The sequence below is a fragment of the Nocardia aurantia genome (genome assembly GCF_009604425.1).
GTDB lineage: Bacteria > Actinomycetota > Actinomycetes > Mycobacteriales > Mycobacteriaceae > Nocardia > Nocardia aurantia.
Genome location: NZ_WEGI01000013.1, coordinates 151,355 through 171,019, shown reverse-complemented (window position 1 = coordinate 171,019; position 19,665 = coordinate 151,355). Strand labels below are relative to the sequence as shown.

General features: G+C 69.2%; 22 protein-coding genes. 11 read left to right on the top strand and 11 right to left on the bottom strand.

Annotation, left to right across the window (positions count from 1 at the left end; genetic code table 11):
- Positions 1-199 precede the first annotated feature (199 nt).
- Both NRB56_RS29070 and NRB56_RS29065 read left to right on the top strand, forming a co-directional pair.
- Positions 200-1,207: an ATP-binding cassette domain-containing protein gene (locus NRB56_RS29070; protein WP_153347506.1), complete on the top strand. Its 1,008-nt coding sequence runs from the start codon at positions 200-202 to the stop codon at positions 1,205-1,207.
- Positions 1,204-2,043, top strand: coding sequence for an ABC transporter permease (locus NRB56_RS29065; protein ID WP_153347505.1), 840 nt, complete (start codon positions 1,204-1,206; stop codon positions 2,041-2,043). The genes NRB56_RS29070 and NRB56_RS29065 overlap by 4 nt, the downstream gene beginning before the upstream one ends.
- A 96-nt stretch (positions 2,044-2,139) precedes the next feature.
- Here the strand turns inward: NRB56_RS29065 and NRB56_RS29060 are convergent, their stop codons facing one another.
- A complete protein-coding gene (locus tag NRB56_RS29060) occupies positions 2,140-5,490 on the bottom strand; it encodes a BTAD domain-containing putative transcriptional regulator (RefSeq protein ID WP_319943698.1) in 3,351 nt (1,116 codons plus the stop codon).
- Between the two features lie 745 nt (positions 5,491-6,235).
- On the opposite strand from NRB56_RS29060, the gene NRB56_RS29055 reads away from it, so the two are divergent.
- Positions 6,236-7,105: a 1,4-dihydroxy-2-naphthoate polyprenyltransferase gene (locus tag NRB56_RS29055; protein WP_153347504.1), complete on the top strand. Its 870-nt coding sequence runs from the start codon at positions 6,236-6,238 to the stop codon at positions 7,103-7,105.
- Positions 7,106-7,203: 98 nt separating this feature from the next.
- On the opposite strand, the gene NRB56_RS29050 is transcribed toward NRB56_RS29055, so the two are convergent.
- The 5 genes from NRB56_RS29050 to NRB56_RS29030 form a co-directional block, all read right to left on the bottom strand.
- Positions 7,204-7,593: a phage holin family protein gene (locus NRB56_RS29050; RefSeq protein WP_153347503.1), complete on the bottom strand. Its 390-nt coding sequence runs from the start codon at positions 7,591-7,593 to the stop codon at positions 7,204-7,206.
- An 80-nt stretch (positions 7,594-7,673) separates the two neighbouring features.
- Positions 7,674-8,255: a Clp protease N-terminal domain-containing protein gene (locus NRB56_RS29045; protein ID WP_153347502.1), complete on the bottom strand. Its 582-nt coding sequence runs from the start codon at positions 8,253-8,255 to the stop codon at positions 7,674-7,676.
- Positions 8,255-8,476 carry a helix-turn-helix domain-containing protein gene (locus tag NRB56_RS29040; RefSeq protein ID WP_153347501.1) on the bottom strand — a complete coding sequence of 74 codons (222 nt, stop codon included), beginning with the start codon at positions 8,474-8,476 and terminating at the stop codon, positions 8,255-8,257. Before NRB56_RS29040 ends, NRB56_RS29045 begins: the two co-directional genes overlap by 1 nt.
- A gap of 87 nt (positions 8,477-8,563) precedes the next feature.
- Positions 8,564-9,649: an L-cysteine desulfhydrase Cds1 gene (gene cds1, locus NRB56_RS29035; RefSeq protein ID WP_319943697.1), complete on the bottom strand. Its 1,086-nt coding sequence runs from the start codon at positions 9,647-9,649 to the stop codon at positions 8,564-8,566.
- Positions 9,646-9,984 (bottom strand): DUF4229 domain-containing protein, encoded by a 339-nt coding sequence (locus tag NRB56_RS29030; RefSeq protein WP_319943696.1) that lies wholly within the window; start codon positions 9,982-9,984, stop codon positions 9,646-9,648. Before NRB56_RS29030 ends, cds1 begins: the two co-directional genes overlap by 4 nt.
- Before the next feature lie 233 nt (positions 9,985-10,217).
- Here NRB56_RS29030 and NRB56_RS29025 point away from each other — a divergent pair, with 233 nt between their 5' ends.
- Entirely contained in the window at positions 10,218-10,457 is a 240-nt protein-coding gene (locus NRB56_RS29025; protein WP_019932599.1) for a BldC family transcriptional regulator, read from the top strand.
- Between the two features lie 69 nt (positions 10,458-10,526).
- A complete protein-coding gene (locus NRB56_RS39365) occupies positions 10,527-10,730 on the top strand; it encodes a hypothetical protein (protein ID WP_319943695.1) in 204 nt (67 codons plus the stop codon).
- Here the strand turns inward: NRB56_RS39365 and NRB56_RS39845 are convergent.
- A complete protein-coding gene (locus NRB56_RS39845; RefSeq protein WP_264767074.1) occupies positions 10,724-10,855 on the bottom strand; it encodes a hypothetical protein in 132 nt (43 codons plus the stop codon). The two genes, NRB56_RS39365 and NRB56_RS39845, sit on opposite strands and share 7 nt — an antisense overlap.
- Between NRB56_RS39845 and NRB56_RS29020 the strand changes: the two genes are divergently transcribed.
- The gene (locus NRB56_RS29020; protein ID WP_153347500.1) at positions 10,847-11,203 is read left to right on the top strand and encodes an MFS transporter; all 357 of its coding nucleotides are present in this window, start codon (positions 10,847-10,849) and stop codon (positions 11,201-11,203) included. The genes NRB56_RS39845 and NRB56_RS29020 overlap by 9 nt on opposite strands.
- Positions 11,204-11,329: 126 nt before the next feature.
- Positions 11,330-11,644, top strand: coding sequence for a hypothetical protein (locus NRB56_RS29015; RefSeq protein WP_153347499.1), 315 nt, complete (start codon positions 11,330-11,332; stop codon positions 11,642-11,644).
- Here NRB56_RS29015 and dapA read toward each other — a convergent pair.
- Positions 11,637-12,587 carry a 4-hydroxy-tetrahydrodipicolinate synthase gene (dapA, locus tag NRB56_RS29010; protein WP_153347498.1) on the bottom strand — a complete coding sequence of 317 codons (951 nt, stop codon included), beginning with the start codon at positions 12,585-12,587 and terminating at the stop codon, positions 11,637-11,639. The genes NRB56_RS29015 and dapA overlap by 8 nt on opposite strands.
- A gap of 70 nt (positions 12,588-12,657) precedes the next feature.
- Here dapA and NRB56_RS29005 point away from each other — a divergent pair, with 70 nt between their 5' ends.
- Both NRB56_RS29005 and NRB56_RS29000 read left to right on the top strand, forming a co-directional pair.
- Positions 12,658-13,545, top strand: a complete 888-nt coding sequence (locus tag NRB56_RS29005) for a LysR family transcriptional regulator (protein WP_153347497.1) — start codon at positions 12,658-12,660, stop codon at positions 13,543-13,545.
- A gap of 43 nt (positions 13,546-13,588) precedes the next feature.
- On the top strand, positions 13,589-13,870 hold the full coding sequence (locus NRB56_RS29000) for a hypothetical protein (protein ID WP_153347496.1): 282 nt from the start codon (positions 13,589-13,591) through the stop codon (positions 13,868-13,870).
- A 49-nt stretch (positions 13,871-13,919) separates the two neighbouring features.
- On the opposite strand, the gene NRB56_RS28995 is transcribed toward NRB56_RS29000, so the two are convergent.
- Positions 13,920-14,543, bottom strand: a complete 624-nt coding sequence (locus NRB56_RS28995) for a hypothetical protein (protein WP_319943694.1) — start codon at positions 14,541-14,543, stop codon at positions 13,920-13,922.
- A 571-nt stretch (positions 14,544-15,114) separates the two neighbouring features.
- Here NRB56_RS28995 and NRB56_RS28990 point away from each other — a divergent pair.
- Entirely contained in the window at positions 15,115-15,759 is a 645-nt protein-coding gene (locus NRB56_RS28990; protein ID WP_153347495.1) for an SRPBCC family protein, read from the top strand.
- 110 nt (positions 15,760-15,869) lie between these two features.
- Entirely contained in the window at positions 15,870-17,519 is a 1,650-nt protein-coding gene (locus tag NRB56_RS28985) for a thiamine pyrophosphate-binding protein (RefSeq protein WP_153347494.1), read from the top strand.
- A 45-nt stretch (positions 17,520-17,564) separates the two neighbouring features.
- On the opposite strand, the gene NRB56_RS28980 is transcribed toward NRB56_RS28985, so the two are convergent.
- Together NRB56_RS28980 and NRB56_RS28975 are read right to left on the bottom strand one after the other, a co-directional pair.
- Positions 17,565-18,602: a pyridoxal phosphate-dependent aminotransferase gene (locus NRB56_RS28980; RefSeq protein ID WP_227838427.1), complete on the bottom strand. Its 1,038-nt coding sequence runs from the start codon at positions 18,600-18,602 to the stop codon at positions 17,565-17,567.
- Positions 18,596-19,642 (bottom strand): 3-oxoacyl-ACP synthase III family protein, encoded by a 1,047-nt coding sequence (locus NRB56_RS28975; protein WP_153347493.1) that lies wholly within the window; start codon positions 19,640-19,642, stop codon positions 18,596-18,598. Before NRB56_RS28975 ends, NRB56_RS28980 begins: the two co-directional genes overlap by 7 nt.
- Positions 19,643-19,665 lie beyond the last annotated feature (23 nt).

Genomic DNA, 19,665 nt, shown 5'->3' with positions numbered 1-19,665 from the left:
CCGGGGTCCGCTGCGGGCGGCCCCGTGCACCCGTGCCGGACCGGCCGGCCTCGCGTCTCGGCCAATTTCCGGTCGGACCTGCGCGGATCGCGGCCACTGTCGCCGCTGCCGGTTGGTGCGACAGCATGCAAGAAGACTGTCGCCGGAGCGCCATCACGGTGCAAGAGCCGTGCAAGACGGCCCCCGCACAGTTACTGGCATGACTTCTAACGCACCTGCTGATGTTCTTGCCATCGAGGCGGACGGGCTGGTCAAGGTCTTCGGGGAGCAGCGGGCCGTCGACGGCGTGAGCCTGACGGTGCCGCAGGGCGCCGTGTACGGCGTGCTGGGCCCGAACGGGGCCGGCAAGACCACCACCATCCGCATGCTCGCGACGCTGCTGCGGCCCGACGGCGGCAGTGCCCGCGTCTTCGGCCGCGATGTGCAGCGGGAGCCGACCGCGGTCCGCTCGCTGATCGGCGTCACGGGGCAGTACGCCTCGGTCGACGAGAAGCTCAGCGCCACCGAGAACCTGATCATCTTCTCCCGGCTGCTCGGCCTGAGCCGGGCCGATTCCCGCCGCAAGGCCGCCGAACTGCTGGAGGAGTTCGGCCTGACCGAGGCCGCGAACAAGCCGCTGGAGAACTTCTCCGGTGGTATGCGCCGGCGACTGGATCTGGCCGCCAGCCTGATCGCCGCCCCGCCGCTGCTGTTCCTGGACGAGCCGACCACCGGCCTGGACCCGCGCACCCGCGCCCAGATGTGGGAGACCATCCGCCGCCTGGTCCGCGAGGGCGCGACCGTGCTGCTGACCACCCAGTACCTGGACGAGGCCGACCAACTGGCCGACCGGATCGCGGTCATCGACCACGGCAAGGTGATCGCCGACGGTACCTCCGACGAGTTGAAGGCCTCGGTCGGACTGTCCGCCCTGCAGCTCACCCTGGCCGACCGGGACCTGCTCCCGGCGGCCCGCGAGCTGGTCGGCGAATTCCTGTCCCGCGCGGCCGGCAAGCCGGTCGAAGTCAGCATCAGCCCGGAGGCCGGGCGGATCACCGCACCCCTGCACGACGCCAGCGTGACCGTGGATCTGCTGATCCGGTTGCGGGACCACGACATCCGCATCGACGAGATCAATGTCAGCAAGCCGAGCCTGGACGAGGTGTTCTTCGCACTCACCGGGCACGGCGCCGAAGACCAGAACGAAGACGTGGAGGAAGCAGCATGACCACCACCACCATCGCCGCCCCGGCCCCCGGGCGGCACGCGGCCCGGGCGCTCCCGGCCGCCGTCGACCACATCTCGCTGAAGCAGACCGCGGCCAACTCGCTCACGATGGCGTACCGCGGCCTGCTCAAGATCAAGCACAACCCCGAGCAGCTGTTCGACGTCACCATTCAGCCGATCCTGTTCACCGCGCTGTTCGCGTACATCTTCGGTGGCGCGATCGGCGGCAGCGTGCACAACTATCTGCCCGTGCTGATTCCCGGCATCCTGGTGCAGACCGTCGTGCTGACCTCCGTGGTCACCGGCACCCAGCTGCGTGAGGATATGGACAAGGGCGTCTTCGATCGCTTCAAGTCCCTGCCCATCGCCCGCATCTCGGCCCTGGCCGGGGCGCTGATCGCCGATATGGCGCGGTACGGCATCGCCACGGTTCTCACCATCGTGATGGGCCTGATCCTCGGCTACCGCCCGGCCGGTGGGGTCACCGGTGTGGTGGTCGCCGGACTGGTCGTGGTGTTCTGCTCCTTCGCGGTCAGCTGGATCTGGGCGCTGGTCGGCGTCACCGGTAAGAGCGCGGCCTCGGTGCAGGGCATCTCGATGATGATCATGTTCCCGCTCACGTTCATGTCCGGCGCCTTCGCCCTGGTCAGCACCATGCCGGGCTGGATACAGGGGATCAACAAGGCGAATCCGATCTACTACATGGTGAGCGCCTGCCGGGAACTGATGAACGGCAACCTGTACACCACCAACCTGCTGTGGTCCCTGGTCGGTTCCGCGATCGTGATCGTGATCTTCGCTCCGCTCGCGGTCCGGGCCTACATGCGCCGGGCCTGACCCGCACCGCACTGTGAAATATCGCCCGCCGGACTCGGAAGAGTCCGGCGGGCAACGCTTTTCCCGGACGATCTCGATGACAGACCGGACCGGTTCTCACAGATCGGGGAGCTCGCTCAGTTCCCGCACCAGATCCATGATCCGGCCGGCGGCGGAACGTCGGCCCAATCGTGCTGCGCGCCTGCGCGGTTCGGCCATCGCCCGGTCGGAGGCCGCGTGCGGATGCCGGGCCAGATGCCGTTCGAAGCGCATCGAGGGGCTGTCCTGCCGGCCGGCGACCCGGGGCGCGAGCGCCAGCAGTTCGCGGCCGCGGTCCGGATATCGGTCCACCGCAAGCAGATACGAGCCGAGCGCACAGGCCACCGAGCCGATCTGGGGCAGATCGGGATACTGCGCGAACCGGACGAGCGTCTCGGCCGTCACCTGCCGCGCCAGGTCGGGCACCGCGTCCAGGCGGTCGTACAGGACATGCGCGTCGAGCACGGCGGCGGCCATCATCGCGTCACCGGGACCGGTCGGGGTCACCGGCGTCGGCCAGCCGTACAGCTGCAGGACCTGGCGATACCGTTGGAGACCGGCCTCGACGTCGCCCTCGGCGAGGGCGAGTTCGGCCCGGGCGCCCTGCACCGCGCCGCGCCGATGGTTCGGGCGCAGCACCGGAGCATCGGGATTCATGCCGTCGTCGACGTAACCGGCCGCGATGTCCAGCTCACGCCGGGCGCCGTCCAGATCGCCCATGCCGATCAACGCGATCGCCAGGAAGCTGCGGATCTCGACGGCCTCGTCGTGGGCCCGCAGCCGGTTCAGATTCTCCATGGCACGGCGGTAGTGCTCCGCCGCATCCACATCGCGACCGGATTGCCCCGCCAGCTGACCGAGATGCTGGGAGAGCATGGCCTCGGTCCAGATGTTGCCGGGCGGGTTGGCGGTCATCGCGAGTTGCGTGTCGCGCATGGAAAGTCTTACGTCACCGGCGTTTTCGAAGATATTCGCGCGCAGGTGCCACGCGGAGGAACGGACCGAGGGCTCGCTGTGCCGGGTCGCGGCGATGAGCAGCCGCCCCACCCGCCCGATGGTGGGCGGGCAGGACATCAGCTCGCCGACGAACCGGGTCAGCGGGTCCATCTCGACACCGGATCGCAGCAGCCGGCGCATCCGGATCCGCAGCCAGGCCAGCGGGCGCGGGGCCGGATCCGAGACCAGCAGGTGCATCGCCATCATGACGTAGGACAGCGCCTGCAGATCCGCGCCGATCCGCTCGGTCGGTACCGGTGGGGTCAGGTCGAAAACCCTTCGGCCCCAGGTCATCACCTCCATGTGATGACCGCGCATCATCCACAGCGCGCTCAGCACCGGGAACACCCGGTAGACCGTCTCGACGTCCTCGTGCTCCACCGCGTAGCGCAGCACCGAGGTGAGGTTGTCGAGTTCGGCGCCGACCGACACCACCACCGCGACCTGATCGTCGATCGGATAGCGGATCATCACGTCGACGGCGAAATCGCTTGCCCACTGCGACATCCGGCGCATCGCGAGGTCGAGCTCGCCCGTCCGGACCAGCTGCTCCTCGCCGAATTCCCTGACGGTTTCCAGCATTCGGTAACGGGTGCCGTCGTCCTCGTCGTCGAGCACGGTCAGCAGCGACTGGCTCACCAGACCGTCCACCGCCGAGATCGGATCGTCGAGATCGTCGGCGAGCACGGATTCCGCTGCGGCGAGGGTGAATCCGCCGGGAAAGCGGGACAGCCGGCGCAGCGCGATCCGCTGCGGTTCGTCGAGCAGATTCCAGCTCCAGTCGATCACCGCGTGCAGGGTGCGGTGGCGCTCCGGGGAATTGCGATCGCCGCTGCGCAGCAACGCGAATCGGTGATCCAGACGGGATTCGATCTCGGCGACGCTCATGGTGCGGGTCCGGGCCGCGGCCAGTTCGATGGCCAGCGGCAGGCCGTCCAGGGTGCGGCACAGTCGCACCACCACCTCCGGATCCAGGCGGGCCGAGGGCCGCACCGCGCGGGCCCGGGTGGCGAACAGTTCGGTCGCCGGGGAACCGTGCGCGTCGACCGCCAGCGGCGGCAGCGGATACACCGTCTCCGCGGTGATCTCGAGCGGCGCGCGGCTGGTGGTGAGCACGGTCAGCCGGTCGCAGACGCCGACCAGATCGGCGACCACCGCGGCGGCGGCGCCGATCAGATGTTCGCAGTTGTCCAGGATGAGCAGCATCGGCCGGGTCGCGACGGCGTCGAACAGCCGCCGTCGGGCGTCGATGCGCTGGCCGGGCCGCAGCGTGGTGGTCTCCGGCACGTATTCGGAGACGCCGAGGGTCGCGCTGATCGCGGCCTCCACCTCGGTGCGCGCCGCCTCCGCGTCGTCGGTGTCGGCGCGTACCGAGGCCAGTTCGACCAGGACCACCGGGAAACCACGGGCCGACCGCAGGCCGACCTCGTTGGCGACCCGGGTCTTGCCGGTGCCGCCGGGACCGAGGATCGTCGTGACCCGCGAGCTGTCCAGATGTTCCTGCAACGCGACCAGATCCTGCTCGCGGCCGAGTAGTGGATTCGGCGCCGAGCGCAGGCCGATGGCGGCCGGCGTCGCCGGATCGGGCCGCTCCGGTTCGGGGGCGGCGGGCCGGACCACTTCGCGCGTGGCGGTGGACATCGGCTCACCCCGGAGGATGGCGGTGTGCAGGGCCACCAGCGCCTGCCCCGGATCGGCGCCGAGCCCGTCGGCCAGCCGCACCCGCAGCGCGGCGAACACCTCGAGCGCCTCGTTGGCGCGGCCCGCGGCGGCCAGCAACCGCATCAGCGCGCCGTGCGCGGGTTCGTCCAGGGGCCGGTCGGCCGCGATCCGGCGAGCGATCGCCGCCGCGGTGGCGAGATCGCCGCTCGCCTCCCGGGCGGCGAGTTCCAGCTCGTCGAGTGCGTGCCAGCGGGTGGCGGCCAGTTCGGCCAGTTCCGCGGCGACCGCACCGGACGGCAGGTCCGCACCGGGTTCGCCGCGCCACAGGGACCGCGCCCGCGCGACCAGGGCCAGGCAGCCGGAATCGTCACCGGCGGCATGCAATTCGCGCGCACGGCGTTCCAGGCGGCGGGCCAGCGTGAGATCGACCTGCTCCTCGCTCAGCACCAGCCGGTAGCCCGCCGGGCCGATTTCGAGCACACCGTCCGGCAGCGCCGACCGCAGCCGGGAGACCTGGGTGTGCAGGGCGTTCATCGGGGCCCGCGGCGGCTGCTCGCCCCAGACGTCGTCGATGAGGGCCTGGGCGCTGCGACTGCGGCCGGGATGAGAGGCCAGCGCGGCGACCAACAGCCGGGCGCGGGTGCCCGAGAGCGCGGCCAGTTCGTGGTCGCGACGCACCGCGATCTCACCCAGCACCGCGATCCGCACCGATCCCACCCCCGCGACGCCCGGCCCGGCGGGATCGCGCCCATCACCGGCACCGGTAGCCACCGTGCCCGAATCGTGTCCGTCGCGAACGATCGCGAGCCGCGTGCCGGAACCGGGTTCGGCACCGCTCCCGGTCCCGGCGCGGGAATTGTGGCGGCCGTCACCCGCCGAATCGGTCCCGGGATCGTGCCGGTCGCGGCCCACCGACCCGGCTCCGGAATTGCGCCGGTCGCGGCCCGCCGACCCGGCTCCGGAATTGCGCCGGTCGTGACCCGCCGACCCGGTGGGGGGATCGCGCCGGTCGTCACCGGCCGGCTCGGCGCTCGAATCGGGCCGGTCGTGACCCGCCGGCCCCATTTCGGGATCGCGTCGGTCGCGGCCCGCCGGCCCGGCGCCGATCGGACGCAATCCCGCGCCGGGCGACGAGGGTGGCGTGCCCGCAGTGCCACCCGGCGCGGCCGCGAGTTCGTCCCTCGTCGGGCGCGGGTGTGTTTCCTCCCCGTCCGCGCGTGCCCGGGCCGGGGCATCGGCGCTGGGGGTGCCACGGTGATCTGCAGACATCCTGAAGCCATCGTAAGTGAGCGGACGGGGTGTCATCGGGTGCGTCCTCTCGTGGAACCGGCCCACCTCGGGGTGGACCGCACGGCGGACCGGCATCCCGACACCGGCTGCCATCGCCCCGACAGTGACTTGCCGTCAATTCTGACACTTTTTGATGTCATTGCGACACCTGTTTACCGTCAGTGGGAGCGGCGACGGGCGGCCGCATGCGATTCCCGGATGCCGGACGAGCGTTAGGCTGACGCCCATGGCTAGTGCAGCTCAATGGCTCGAAGGCGCCCGTCCCCGCACCCTCCCGAATGCGATCGCCCCGGTGCTGGTCGGCACAGGTGCGGCCGCATCGATCGACGGCGCGGTCTGGTGGAAGGCGCTGCTGGCGCTGGTGGTGTCGCTGGCGCTGATCGTCGGCGTCAACTATGCCAACGACTATTCCGACGGGATCCGCGGCACCGACGACGAGCGGGTGGGACCGCTGCGGCTGGTCGGGTCGAAGGTGGCGAGCCCGGCGGCGGTGCGCGGCGCGGCCGTGACGAGCCTGACGATCGCCGCGGTGGTCGGCCTCGTGCTGGCGCTGACGACGGCCTGGTGGCTGCTGCTGGTCGGCGCGGCCTGCCTGGCCGGCGCCTGGTTCTACACCGGCGGCCGGAAACCCTACGGCTACAGCGGGTTCGGTGAGATCGCGGTCTTCGTGTTCTTCGGGCTGGTCGCAGTGCTGGGCACCGAATTCGTGCAGGCGGAGCGGGTCGACCGGTCCGGGATCGTCGGCGCGGTGGCGGTCGGCGCGTTCTCCAGCGCGGTGCTGGTCACCAACAACCTGCGCGACATCCCGACCGATACGGTGACCGGGAAGACCACCCTGGCCGTGAAACTCGGCGACCCGCGCACCCGGACGCTGCACCTGGTCCTGATGGTGGTGCCGTTCCTGGCCTCGCTCGGCCTGGTGGCTCGCACGCCGTGGGCGCTGGCCGGGCTGCTGGCGATCCCGCTCGCGATCCGGGCCAACAATCCGGTTCGCGGCGGGGCCGGGGGGCCGGGCCTGATCCCGTCGTTGCGCGACACCGGGCTGGCGATGCTGGTGTGGTCGATCCTCACCGCGCTGGCGCTCTGGCTGGGCTGAACACACCGGCGACTCGGCCGAACACACCGCCCGGCACGGCCGCGGCACGCCGGAGGCCCGGCACCCACGGGGTGCCGGGCCTCCGGGGTATCGTGCGATCAGCTCCGCTCCCGGTCGGGGACGAAGGCGCCCAGCACCCAGTTCACGAGGCTGATGATGATGCTGCCGAAGACCGCCGCCCAGAACCCGTGCACCCGCAGGCCGTAGTCGGTGGTCTCGGTGATCTTCGCGGTCAGCCACAGCATGAGGGCGTTGATCACCAGCAGGAACAGACCCAGGGTGAGCACCACCAGCGGCAGCGACAGCAGCTTGATCGCGGGCCGGACCAGCGCGTTCACCAGAGTGAACACCACCGCCACGGCGATCACGACCAGGATCTTGCCGGTGGTCCCGTTCTCCTCGGGGCTGATGAGTTCGATGTTGTGCACCCAGTGGGCGGCGAGCCAGATCGCGACAGCGGTGATGATCAAGCGGATCACGTGAACCATGGCGCCATGCTACGGCCGAATGCGGCCGCGGATCCGGTGCGAATTTCGCGATCCGCGACGCATACGGGACGACCATGACATCAAACCGTCCGGTCCAGCAAATCTTCTACAGCTTGTCGTAATTGGCGGCTTTCAGCCGTTCCTCCTAGTAGCTCAATTGTTGCTGAATTGGCTGCTCGGAGTACGCCGAGCAGGAGATGCCCGGCCTCGATACGGTTGCTGTGCCGAAGTAAAGTTTCCCGGATCGACAGCTCCAGAGCCTTTTTCGCATCCCTGGCGACCGGCGTGCGAAACCCGGGCCTACCGGACAACCACCCCCACCGGCCGTCCGGCTCCCGCGCCGGGACCCGGTCGAGGGCGTCCTCGCCGAAGGTGGCCGTCAGACTCTCGCGCACCGCGTCGAGGTCGATCCCGATGGAACGCAGTGCGGCAGCGTCCTCTTCACCCAGCGGATTACCCGAACTCCTGCGATACAGGGCTTTTCGGATCTCCTCGGCCTCCAGGCCGTGTTCGGTGAGCACCTCCCGCAGGCCGTCGTCCGCGTTGCGCACGACGCCGAGCAGCAGATGCTCGACATCCAGCGACGGCGACCGCAGCTCGCGCGCCTGCTCCGCCGCCGTCATGACCGATGCCCGGGTCGTCTCCGCGAATCGTTCGAACATCAGCGGATCCCGCCTCTCCGGTTGTACTTCTGATGGACCGCTTGGCGGCTGACCTCGAGGGCATCGGCGATCGCCTGCCAGGACCAGCCCTGCTGCCGGGCATTGGCCACCTGGATCGCCTCCAGCCGCTCGAGCAGCCGCCGTAGTGCCAGGACCGCGCGCAGCCCGACCTGGGGGTCGGGACTGCCGGCGGCGGTCGCCAGCGTGGTTGCTTCGCTCATGAGTGTCAATTTACGTTGACACCTTGGGTGGCGTCAACAAAAATTGACATCCGCGGCGCGCGAACGCCCGGGACGATCGGCGGGGCCTCAGGCCGGCCAGGTCCCGGTACGGGTGAATTCGGTCAGCACGGCCGCGGGCGCGGTCAGGTCCAGGCCCTGTGCGGCGGTCCAGGCATCGTCGAAATACGTTCCGGCGTAACGATCTCCGCCGTCGCAGAGCAGCGTCACGACGCTGCCGGTCCGGGACCGCGCGAGCATCTCGGCGATCAGGGCGAAGGCGCCCCACAGATTGGTCCCGGTGGAACCGCCCACGCGCCGGCCCAGCACGGTGCCGGCGTGCCGGGCCGCGGCGATCGAGGCGGCGTCGGGCACCTCGATCATCCGGTCCACCACCTGGCCGATGAACGACGGCTCGACCCGCGGCCGGCCGATGCCCTCGATCCGCGACGGCATACCGGTCTCGTACCCGGGATCGCCGGTCTCGTAGCCGCCGTAGAAGGCGGAATTCTCCGGATCGACCACCGCCAGCCGGGTGGCGTGCCGGCGATAGCGGATGTAGCGGCCGATGGTGGCGCTGGTGCCGCCCGTGCCCGCGCCGACGACGATCCAGTCGGGCACCGGATGATCCTCCAGCGCCAGCTGCTCGAAGATGGATTCGGCGATGTTGTTGTTGCCGCGCCAGTCGGTGGCGCGCTCGGCGTGGGTGAACTGGTCCATGTAGTGGCCGCCGCACTCGGCCGCCAGACGCGCTGCCTCCGTGTACATTTCGGGCGGGCGCCGGACCAGGTGACAGCGGCCCCCCTGCGCCTCGATCAGCGCGATCTTCTCGGCGGAGGTCCGCTCCGGGACCACCGCGACGAAATCCAGGCCCAGCAATTTCGCGAAGTACGCCTCACTGATCGCCGTCGAGCCCGACGAGGCCTCCACGATGGTGGTGCCCTCGGTCACCCAGCCGTTGCAGATCGCGTACAGGAACAGCGATCTCGCCAGCCGATGCTTGAGACTGCCGGTGGGATGGGTGGATTCGTCCTTCAGGTACAACTGCACGCCCCACTCCGGCGGCAGCGGGTACCGCAGCAGATGAGTGTCGGCACTGCGCTGGCTGTCGGCCTCGATCAGGCGTACCGCGTTGTCGACCCAGTCTCGGGGTGTACTGCGATCGCAGTACTTCACCCCTGTTCCTCGCCGCGCAGCCGCGCGCGCAGCTGGGCCTTGTCGGTGCGGCGCTTCTCGTCGACCGCTGTGATGCTCTCGTTGACGTTGGTCCGCAGTCGCTTGAAGGCCACCATCGAGACCGGCAACGCGATGAGAACCGCGAACAACAGCGCCACGATCAGCGGGATGTCCACCTTCAGCAAACGCCCCACACCAGCGATGAGGGCGGCGATCACGGCCACCAGCAGCAACCGGGCCACCGTGTACAGCGCCAGGTTGCGCGCCAACCGCCGGCCCGCCGATGCCGGGGCCCGGTCGGCGGCGGCGTCCTCGGGTCGGGATGCATCAGTCACGTGACCAGCCTAGGCGACCGCCCGCGGCGGGACCGACCGGCCCGGGGCGCCCACGGCCCCCGTTCGCTGGAATTTAGCTGGTCGATGGAACGTTGCACGGTAATAGCCGTACGTATATCCGATTTGTCTATTACTCCCCCTTTACCAACGTCAGACCGTTCGAACACCTGGGGGTATCGGTGCAACGATGTCGCTATCTGATGAGGGACTGTCGATTACGGAAAGGTTTGCGAATGACTGCGATCACCGCGGCGAGCCGCACTTTGGGTTCCGTCTCCGTCTCCGGCCAGGAGGCCCTTCTGACCCCGGGCCAAGTGGCGGCGCTGTTCCACGTCGATCCGAAGACCGTCACCCGTTGGGCACACGCCGGACGGCTGGGTTCGCTGCGTACGCCGGGCGGGCACCGTCGCTTCCGGGAGTCCGAGGTAATGCAGCTGTTGAAGTCGCTGACCACCGAAGCGACCAGGTCATAGCACTTATTTCGATGTTGCGGTGCCGCGGGTACGCACACGCATTACCCTCGATAACAGGAGGTGAGTGACGTGGCGTACCTGTTGGCACTCATCGCGATCGTGTCCGTCGCGGTGTTGTGCTGGAAAGCATTCGGACCGGAACGAGCGCGCCGCATCGGCGCCGGCCGAGCGCCTTCCCGGCGCAACCGGATAATCGGCCCGGACGACGACCCGGATTTTCTCTGGCGCATCTCGCGCCCGCGCCGTGACGGCGAGCCGGATTCCGATCATTGACCGTCGGTCTTCGAACGGTCCTGTCCCGCCGCGGCGCGCAGCACCGGTAGGTAGATGTCGTCCACGATCTCGACCAGGACCCCGTCCGAGATCGGTTGCGGGGCCAGCAACATCGCGTGCCGCAACAGCGTGATCGGCAGCGCGACGATGCGCGGAGTCGCGGCACCGGTTTCAGCGCCGTCAATCTGGCGGTCATGGCGGGCGCCTACCTCGACATCGCGCCCCGGGACATCCCGCACGCCGGCAGCATCACCCGCATCGTCCAGCAACTCGGTGGCGCGTTCGGGGCGGCGGTGCTCGCGGTGATCCTGCAACGGCAACTGGCAACCCACCTGGCAACCCATCCGGCCGCGTTCGCCCACTCGTTCCTGTGGGCGCTGGTCTTCTCCGCGATCGCCTTCGTCCCCGCCGTCCTGCTGCCCGGGCGATCCCGCGCGGAGACAGCGGCCCCTGCCGTCACGGTGCCGGAGTGATCGCCTCGCCGAGCCCGTGGTTCGGTGGCGACGACCCGCAGCCGTCGGCCGGGCCGCCGGTGCGCGCGGGACGGCCGCCCCTTGCCGCGGTGAACCGCGGACGCGATCGATGGTTTCGTTGTTTCGATGCGAAGGAGTTTCTCGTGCCCGTTCTGGTTGTCGGGACCGGTCGCCCGGCACCGGCGCCCGGCTCGAACAGGCGATCGCGGCGACGGCACGGTCGCGCGGGCGAGGGTCGAGGACCTGCTGCGGCCGGAGGCGCACGGCACGACCTTCGAACTGTACGACGGGCCGGTGATGCCGGAGTGGTACGCGGCGTTCACCGCTCTCACGGTGGACCGGAGTCGCTGCCGCACAGCGTTTCAGGGGCCGGATTCCGTCGTGGTCGTCACACCGCGGATCCGATCCGCGGTGTGCCGAGCCGACAGCATCCTCAACTGAGCGGAACATTCTGCCGCACAACGGAACTGTCGGCATCCGCGCTCGCTCCGCTCCGGATCGGCGCGACGGGATCGAGTTCCGACAGCGCGAAAAGAGCTGCGGTGGTGGCGGTTTCGGTGGCAGGTAGTAGTGGTAGCCGGACCGCGGGGGTGGCAATGCGGCCCTGCGCGGCCAGTACTGCCTTGAGCACCACGGGATTCGGTTCCGCGAACAGCGCCTGCGCGAGGGGGACGAGGCGGTTGCCGAGGGCACGGGCCCGGTCGAGGTCGCCGGTGCGCCAGGCGGCGATCAGGTCGGCGTACTCGGCGGGGGCGACGTTGGCGCAGGCCAGGATTGCGCCGGTGGCGCCGAGGGCCAGCAGTGGTGCGGTGTACAGGTCGTCGCCGGCCAGGATGTCGGTGCCGGTGGCGCGGGCCAGGAAGGCGATCACGGTCTCGTCGATCCCGCCGGCGGCCAGCTTGAATCCGGCGACGTTCGGCAATTCGGCTATCCGGCACAGGGTTTCGGCGCTCAGCGAGCGGCCGGTGCGGTACGGGATGTGGTAGACCACCAGCGGGACCGGGCTCGCGGCGGCCAGGTGCCGGAAGTGCTCGATCACACCCTCCTCCGACGGCCGCAGGTAGTACGGCACCACGCTGAGCACCGCGGACGCGCGCGGATCCACCGCGGCCAGATCGCGGGCCGAATCGGCCGTGCCGTTCGAACCCGCGCCGACGATCAGCGGCACCCCGCGCTCCAGGCAGATGCCCGCGCAGATGTCGAGCACCCGCTGCCGCTCCGCGGCCGTCAGCGTCACGGGTTCGCCGGTGGTGCCGAGGGCGACCAGACCGGCCGCCCCGGCGTCGAGCGCCTCGCCGGCCAGCCGCGCCAACGCCTCGCCGTCGACCTCGTCCGTCGCCGTGAACGGCGTGATCAGCGGAACATACAAACCCGTGAACCTCATGGACCCAGCGTGCGGCCCCGGAAACGGTAGGTCAATTACGCCTTTCTGCATTCGAGCATAAGATGGTCTGATGCTCGATGTCCGGCGGCTGCGCCTGCTCCGCGAACTGGCACACCGTGGCACCATCGCCGCCGTCGCCGAGGCGCTCACCTACACCGCGTCCGCGGTGTCCCAGCAGCTCACGGCGCTGGAGCGGGAGGCCGGTGTCCCGCTGCTGGAACGGACCGGCCGCAGCGTCGCGCTCACCCCCGCCGCGCTGCGCCTGGTGGAGCACACCGAGACCGTGCTCGCGGTGCTGGAACAGGCCGAGGCCGAATTATTCAGTGGCCGTGGCGAACTCGCGGGCACACTGCGCATCGGCGCCTTCGCCACCGCCGCGCACACCATCGTCGCGCCCGCGCTGGTGACGCTGAGCCGGGACCATCCCCGGCTGGAACTGCTCGTCACGGAGCTGGATCCGGCGGACACTCCCGCCGCGTTGCGCGCCGAGGCCCTGGATCTGGCCCTGGTCCAGGAGTACGACTACGTTCCGCGCGGTCCCGAGACCGGTCTGGACTCGGACCCGCTGCTCGAGGAGGTGGTCTATCTCGCCGCCCCGGCCGCCACCGAGGTCGCCGCCCATCGGGACTCCCCGTGGATCGCGGGGACCCCCGGCACGCTCTGCCATCTCATGACGATCCGCGCGTGCGAGGCCGCCGGTTTCACGCCGCGCGTCCGCCATCACACCGACGATTTCGGCACCGTCCTGGCCCTCGTGGCGGCCGGACAGGGCGTCGCCTTCGTGCCCGAACTGGGCGCCACCACGGTTCCCGGAGCGGTGACCCTCACCCCGCTGCCGATCCGCCGCCGTACCCGGCTCGCCTACCGCTCCGGCACGGGCTCTCATCCCGCCATCGCCGCCGCCCGCGCCGCCCTGCACGCCGTGACCGCCCCGGCGGCCCGGCAAACGATCAGCTGACGAGGCGCATACTGAAGAGATCCGTACGCAACCGGAGGTGATCATGCGCAAGCAGCAGAACTTGTCGCAGGACGCGCGCCGCAAGCAGGAGACCGAAGCGGCCGCCGCCCGGCGTCAGCACCGTAACGACCAGGAATCCGATCCAGCGTCCGACTCTCGCGGGATTCCCGGGACCGAACCGCCGCCCCCGCTCCGGGAGCCATTGCAGGGCAAGATCGATCGCGAACGCGCGGCAACCCCCGCCGCCGACCGGCGACTGTCCCACGACGAGGCCGCCGACGCCGCCCGGCTGGCCAATACCGAACTCGAGGAGCACCCGCTCTGACCGTCGGCCCGCCGCCGCCCGGGAGCTTCCCGGGCGACGACCGCCCGGCTCAGATCAGTTCCGGAACCCGCAGGTGGGCCAGCGCCAACTCGAATTCACCGGTATCCAGGATCTCGACCCCGGACCGCATGGTGCTGTTGTCGCGCACGGCGTCGGATATCGGGCGGGTGTGGTCCATCGCCTCGGCGCTGTCGAACGTCTCCGTCGCCACGCCCTTTCCGGCGGCCCGGTCGACCAGCAAACTCGCGCTGCAGAACCCCTCCAGCTGCTGGATCGCGGGCATCGCCTGATAGCTGTAGTTCTCGATGGCGGCGTCGACCCGCGCCGGATCGAGCCGGCCCCACGTCACCCGCACGCGGGCGCCCGGCCGGGAGCGGTGGTCCCGATGCATCATCGCGACCTCCCACTCCTCGATCCGCGCGCGGCCCCGGAACACCTCGTAGGCGGCCCGGTCGCGGATCACGCCGACCTCGCCCTCACTGTTCCGCATGGTTTCCGCGGACTCCCAGGCCGTGGTCGCGATGCACCGGCCCGACTCGCGGTCCACCAGCAGCGACAACCCGATACACCCGGGAATCCGGGTCACCGCGGGCAGTACTTCGTCCTGAACATAGGCGATACCGGCATCGATCGCCGACAGTTGCGCCTCGATGGTCGTCGAACGTGCGAACACGTTTCACCCCTAGTGGTCGGGGCAGCGCCCGGCCGCGCCGCCGGTACTTCCCAGCGTCCTCCGCCGGGTCCGTACCGGCAATACCGCGTTGCCGGGTGGTGACAGGAGCGATGCCGCCCATCCGCGACCCCCGCTCCGACGAATGGCACATCGACACGAAAGGAGGTGACCCATGACTCGGCTCCTCGGCCCCGGCCCCAACGGCCAGTCGAACAACGAGAACTGGAACGAATTCCCGACCGGCGACGGCGGCGACAGCGACGGCAGGAACTGAGCATCCCGATACACGCCGGTGACGCGGCGCCCGGTGCAGGACCGGCCGGGCGCCGGCGTAGACCCGTAGGAGCCCTCGCACCCGGAAGACGAATTCTCCGTTCACAATTCGGAAACAATCGAGGGTCGCGCGCGGCGGTTGCCCGCGATCAGCTGTCCGGAGAAACATTTCCACACAACATGTTTCACAGCACGGGCGGTGGCGGCGCCACCACCGGACAAGCCGATGTTCCACGAATCCGGCAGTGGGAATACTTGGGGTTTGCCGCTTCTCGACTTCCGCGTAGGCTGCGATTTCATGCAGATCGATGATCAACAGCTTGCCGACATTCCCGGTCTGGTCCGGGGAGAGCAGATCGATGTCGGCGAGGTGATGGTGCGCGTCGCGGCGCTCACCAAGCCCTCCTACTCGTACGATGACGTCTACGGCGAGTATTGCACCGTGCAGGGTTACATCGACTGCCCGCCGCAGGCCGCCTACGAATATCTGGCGAATATTCACAGCCTGTCCGAATGGACTTACAGCACCCGCGATTTCGAGCCGACCGAACTGCCCGGCGTGTATCAGGGCATCGATACGCTCGGGATCGATACCAAGATCTTCATGAAGGTCGTCACCAATGCGGAGGCGCTCACCGTCGACTACCACTGCGCCTGGGACCAGGGCAACGAACTCTGGATGATCTACCTGATGCGCGTGATCCCGGCCGAACTGGTCCTCAATCGCCCCGGCTGCGTGGTGACGTGGACCAACTGCCGGCATCCCTACTACAACGAGAACCCCCATCCGGAAATCGCTCCAGCGAACCGTCCGCAGTGGGTGGGCGACATGTGGGGCATTTTCGGGGCGGGCCACACGATGGAGCTGAACAACCTCAAGGCCATTCTCGAGTACCGGCACCGGAACAACCTGGCGTTCGGCCCGCATCTGCTCGACAGCTGACCACGCTTTCACGTTCACCACCCGCCATCGCGACGCCGAAAGCATTGGTGTTCCGTAACTTTCAGCGTCCAGCACTTGTATCAGCGCCCCGGAGGTGGTCGTATACGGGGATGGAAGACTGGCGGGTGGCGGATTATCTCGTGCGAGCGTGTGCCGAACTGGGTGTCCGGTACTTTTTCGGGGTGGACGGCGCGAATATCGAGGATGTCTACGATGCGGCGGCCCGCTCCGTCGCCGACGGCGGCGCCGACGTCCGAGGGGTCGTGGCCAAACACGAATTCGCCGCCGCGACGATGGCCGACGGGTACGCTCGCGCCACCGGGGGCCTCGGTGTGGTGGTCGCGACGTCCGGCGGTGGCGCGATGAATCTCGTTGCCGGGCTGGCGGAATCATTCACCTCGCAGGTGCCGGTGCTCGCGCTGGTCGGACAGCCGCCGCGCAGCCAGGAGGGGCAGGGCGCCTTCCAGGACACCAGCGGCCGGGCGGGCACCATCGACGCGGCGCGGCTGTTCGGCGCGGTGTCGCGGTACTGCGCGCGGGTGGAGCGGGCGGCGGATCTGCCGGAGCAGTTCGCGGCCGCGGTCGAGGCGGCGCGGGGTGGCGGACCGGCGGTCCTGTTGCTACCGAAGGATGTGCAGCGCGCCACGATCACGGCCACGCCACCGCAGACGGCGCCACCACCACCCGCTGTCGATCCGTCCGGTATCGCCGCCGTGGCCGCGGCGCTGGCCACGGCCCGGTCGACCGGCAAGGTCCTGGTGATCGCCGGTGATCAGGTGGGCCGTGACGACGCGCGCGGCGCATTGCGCGACCTGGCAACGGCATTGGATGCCGCGGTCGGGGTGACGCCGGACGGGAAGGACGTGTACGGACCGCGCGAACCCGGTTTCGCCGGTGTCGCGGGCACGATGGGTCACCCGGAACTGGTCCGGGCGGCAGGGTCGGCGGCACTGTGCCTGCTGGTCGGCACTCGATTGCCGGCGACCGCGCAGATCCCGCTCGGGGATGTACCGCTGGCCGGCATCGGCGCCTCGGCGCCCTATCGCCCCGCCGTCCACGCCACCGCCGCGGACCTGTCCGTGGCGTTGCCGCAACTCACTGCCGCGGTACGCCGAATCGAAAGCGGCGCAGTCGTTCCCGCCGAACACGTCACCGCCACGAGCCGGTTGCAGCCGCCCGTCGCGACCGGTCCCGGGTTGCGCTATCGCGAGGTCATGGAGCAGATTTCCGATCAGTTGCCAACCGGCAGTGCAGTTTTCGCCGATGCCGGCAATACCGGTGCCGCGGCGGTGCACCATCTCGAACTGCCCGCCGACGGCCGATTCGGGCTCGCACTGGGCATGGGCGGGATGGGTTACAGCTTCGGCGCCGCGATCGGCGCGGTGTTCGCCACCCGGCGGCCCACCTATGTCATCGCCGGTGACGGCTCATTCTTCATGCACGGCATGGAAATACATACCGCGATCGAACACGCCCTGCCGATCACGTTCATCATTTTGAACAACAACGCGCACGCGATGTGTGTGGTGCGGGAGCGGCTGTACTGCCGAAACAGCGACGGCCGCAACCGTTTCGAGCGTGCGATGCTGGCCGAGGGGATGGCGGCGATGTTCCCCGGGCTACCCTGCCACTCGGTGCGCGGGCCGGACGATCTCCGCGCCGCGCTGGCGGATTCCGGCACCGGCCCCCGATTCGTGGCGATCGACTGCGACCCCGACGAGGTTCCCCCGTTCGTGCCGTTCCTCGCCGACGGTGGGTAAGCGGGTCGCCCCGGCGCGCGGCGCCCGCGAATTCCACCGCGCCGGTCAGCCCCCGACGGCTGCCAGGCTCGTGATGACAGCGTCGTTGGCGGCGCTGTCCCCCACGGTTATCCGCATTCCCGTCGGATATTGCTTGACCATGATCTCCGCGCGATCGAATGCGCCGGTGATACGGCGGGCGTGCCCGACGTCGCGCAATGGGAGAAATACGTGGTTCGCGGAACTGGCGGGTACGTCGTAGCCCAGTCGCCGGAGCGCGCCCGAGAGCCGATCGCGTTCATTCGTGATGGCGCGGATACGCTCGTTCAATTCGTCCTCGGCCGCGTAACAGGCGTGCACGGCGATTTCGGCGAGGTTGTTCATGCCGTACGGCACCTGCCAATGCGCGATACGAGCCGCGAGATGGGGTGCGGCGACCGCATATCCGACCCGCAGGCCCGCCAGCCCGAATGCCTTCGAGAAAGTGCGGACCACGACCACGTTCGGGTACGCCGCCAGCAGGGTCGTGATATCGACACGCTGATCCGACGGGGCGAAATCGATATAGGCCTCGTCGAGTATCACCACGATCCGGGTGTCGATCAGATCGAGAAAAGCCACCAGTTCGTGCTGAGGCAACCGGGTGCCGGTCGGATTGTGCGGACTACACAGCACGACCACCCCGGTCCGCTCGTCGACCGCCGCGGCCATCGCGGCCAGATCCTGCGATCCGTCGGGCATCAGCGGAACGATCACCGGCCGGCCACCGACCGTTTCGGTCAGCAGCGGATAACCGTCGAAGGTCGGCCCCGCCAGCACCACCCGGACGGCGCCGGATCCTGCCGCCGCACGGCCGATCGTGGGGACGACCGCCTGCAGAATGTGCAGGATCACGCCGGTGGCGCCGGCGCCGACGACGATCTGCTCGGGCGGGCAACCGATTCGGCCCGCGATGAGCTGCGGCAGCCGGTGCGGCAGGAATTCCGGATAGCGATTCATCGAGGCGAGCGCCTCGGCGAGGGCCCGGTGCACCGAGGGCAATGGGCCGTAAGGGTTTTCGTTGAGCGCGAGCGGAAATCGTACGAAGTCGTGCGTGGTCAGCATGAGCCGTCGCGCGACGAGAGTCTGCCGTCCCAGCGCAGCGCCGCGGCGGCGGCGAAATCTCCGGCATGCGCGAAACCCGCGAACACGACCAGGGATCCGTCCGGAACCAGCCCGGAGGTGACCGCATGGTCGAAGGTCAACGGCATGCCGGCGCCGAACAGATTGCCGCACTCCTCGAAGGTGTCCGGGTGGCGTTCCGCGGGCAGCCCCAGCGAGTCCCGCCAGTTCTGCAGGAACTTCCGGTTGGGCTGATTGGTCACCAGCAGATCCACCTGGTCGGTCGCCACCCCGATGCGATCGCACACCGCGCGAGCGACTTCCGGGACGATCTCGTTGCCCCGGCTCAGCACCTTGCTGATACCGGCCTCGGTGAATCCGATCCGCAACTGGCCGGGGCCGGCCTCCCAGTGCTGTCGCGGCGGGACGGCGACCGACGTCATATCGCCGGCATATTGCGGCAGATGCCGCGTCTCGATGTCGAGGAGCGGGGATCGGTCCGATTTCACCAGCCAGGCGACGCCCGCACCGTCCCCGGGAATGGCGGCCTGGGCAAGCGGCCGCACCTGATCCTGGTCGAACACCCGTCCGGCGGTATTCGCGATGTTGACGATCAGGGCCGATCGTGCCCGGGTTCCCTGCAGAATCTCGCGCGCCAGTTTGATCGCGTGGATGAAACTGGCGCAGCCGCCGTTGTGCAGGTCGATAAGCCATTCCGGCACGATGCCGAAGCGGGCGGCGATCTCACCACCGTTGCCGACGAACCAGGTGTCGGGCAGCTGGGTGTGCACGATCAGGATGTCGACCTCGTCCAGCATGTTCGCTCCCTGCCGTTCGAGCATCGGAGCGATCGCCCGCTCGGCCATGTCGGCGGGGGTTTCGCCCGGCCGGACATGGTGGCGGAAGCGGGGTGGATTGAACATGACGGCGGAGCCGCTGTCCCCGGTCTCGTGGAACCGGGTGAAGTAATCAGCCGAAATAGGTTCTCCGGGCCGGTAACTGGAGACATCGGCCAGGCTGACAGTGACGGTCACGTCGATCATTATTCCAATCGGATACTGCTGGT

What these genes read in the sequence shown, in the direction of transcription:
- NRB56_RS29070 (WP_153347506.1), top strand. Translation starts at nt 200, where the DNA reads ATGACTTCTAACGCACCTGCTGATGTTCTTGCCATCGAGGCGGACGGG.
- NRB56_RS29065 (WP_153347505.1), top strand. Translation starts at nt 1,204, where the DNA reads ATGACCACCACCACCATCGCCGCCCCGGCCCCCGGGCGGCACGCGGCC.
- NRB56_RS29055 (WP_153347504.1), top strand. Translation starts at nt 6,236, where the DNA reads ATGGCTAGTGCAGCTCAATGGCTCGAAGGCGCCCGTCCCCGCACCCTC.
- NRB56_RS29050 (WP_153347503.1), bottom strand. Translation starts at nt 7,593, where the DNA reads ATGGTTCACGTGATCCGCTTGATCATCACCGCTGTCGCGATCTGGCTC.
- NRB56_RS29045 (WP_153347502.1), bottom strand. Translation starts at nt 8,255, where the DNA reads ATGTTCGAACGATTCGCGGAGACGACCCGGGCATCGGTCATGACGGCG.
- NRB56_RS29040 (WP_153347501.1), bottom strand. Translation starts at nt 8,476, where the DNA reads ATGAGCGAAGCAACCACGCTGGCGACCGCCGCCGGCAGTCCCGACCCC.
- NRB56_RS29025 (WP_019932599.1), top strand. Translation starts at nt 10,218, where the DNA reads ATGACTGCGATCACCGCGGCGAGCCGCACTTTGGGTTCCGTCTCCGTC.
- NRB56_RS29015 (WP_153347499.1), top strand. Translation starts at nt 11,330, where the DNA reads ATGCGAAGGAGTTTCTCGTGCCCGTTCTGGTTGTCGGGACCGGTCGCC.
- dapA (WP_153347498.1), bottom strand. Translation starts at nt 12,587, where the DNA reads ATGAGGTTCACGGGTTTGTATGTTCCGCTGATCACGCCGTTCACGGCG.
- NRB56_RS29005 (WP_153347497.1), top strand. Translation starts at nt 12,658, where the DNA reads ATGCTCGATGTCCGGCGGCTGCGCCTGCTCCGCGAACTGGCACACCGT.
- NRB56_RS29000 (WP_153347496.1), top strand. Translation starts at nt 13,589, where the DNA reads ATGCGCAAGCAGCAGAACTTGTCGCAGGACGCGCGCCGCAAGCAGGAG.
- NRB56_RS28990 (WP_153347495.1), top strand. Translation starts at nt 15,115, where the DNA reads ATGCAGATCGATGATCAACAGCTTGCCGACATTCCCGGTCTGGTCCGG.
- NRB56_RS28985 (WP_153347494.1), top strand. Translation starts at nt 15,870, where the DNA reads ATGGAAGACTGGCGGGTGGCGGATTATCTCGTGCGAGCGTGTGCCGAA.
- NRB56_RS28980 (WP_227838427.1), bottom strand. Translation starts at nt 18,602, where the DNA reads ATGCTGACCACGCACGACTTCGTACGATTTCCGCTCGCGCTCAACGAA.
- NRB56_RS28975 (WP_153347493.1), bottom strand. Translation starts at nt 19,642, where the DNA reads ATGATCGACGTGACCGTCACTGTCAGCCTGGCCGATGTCTCCAGTTAC.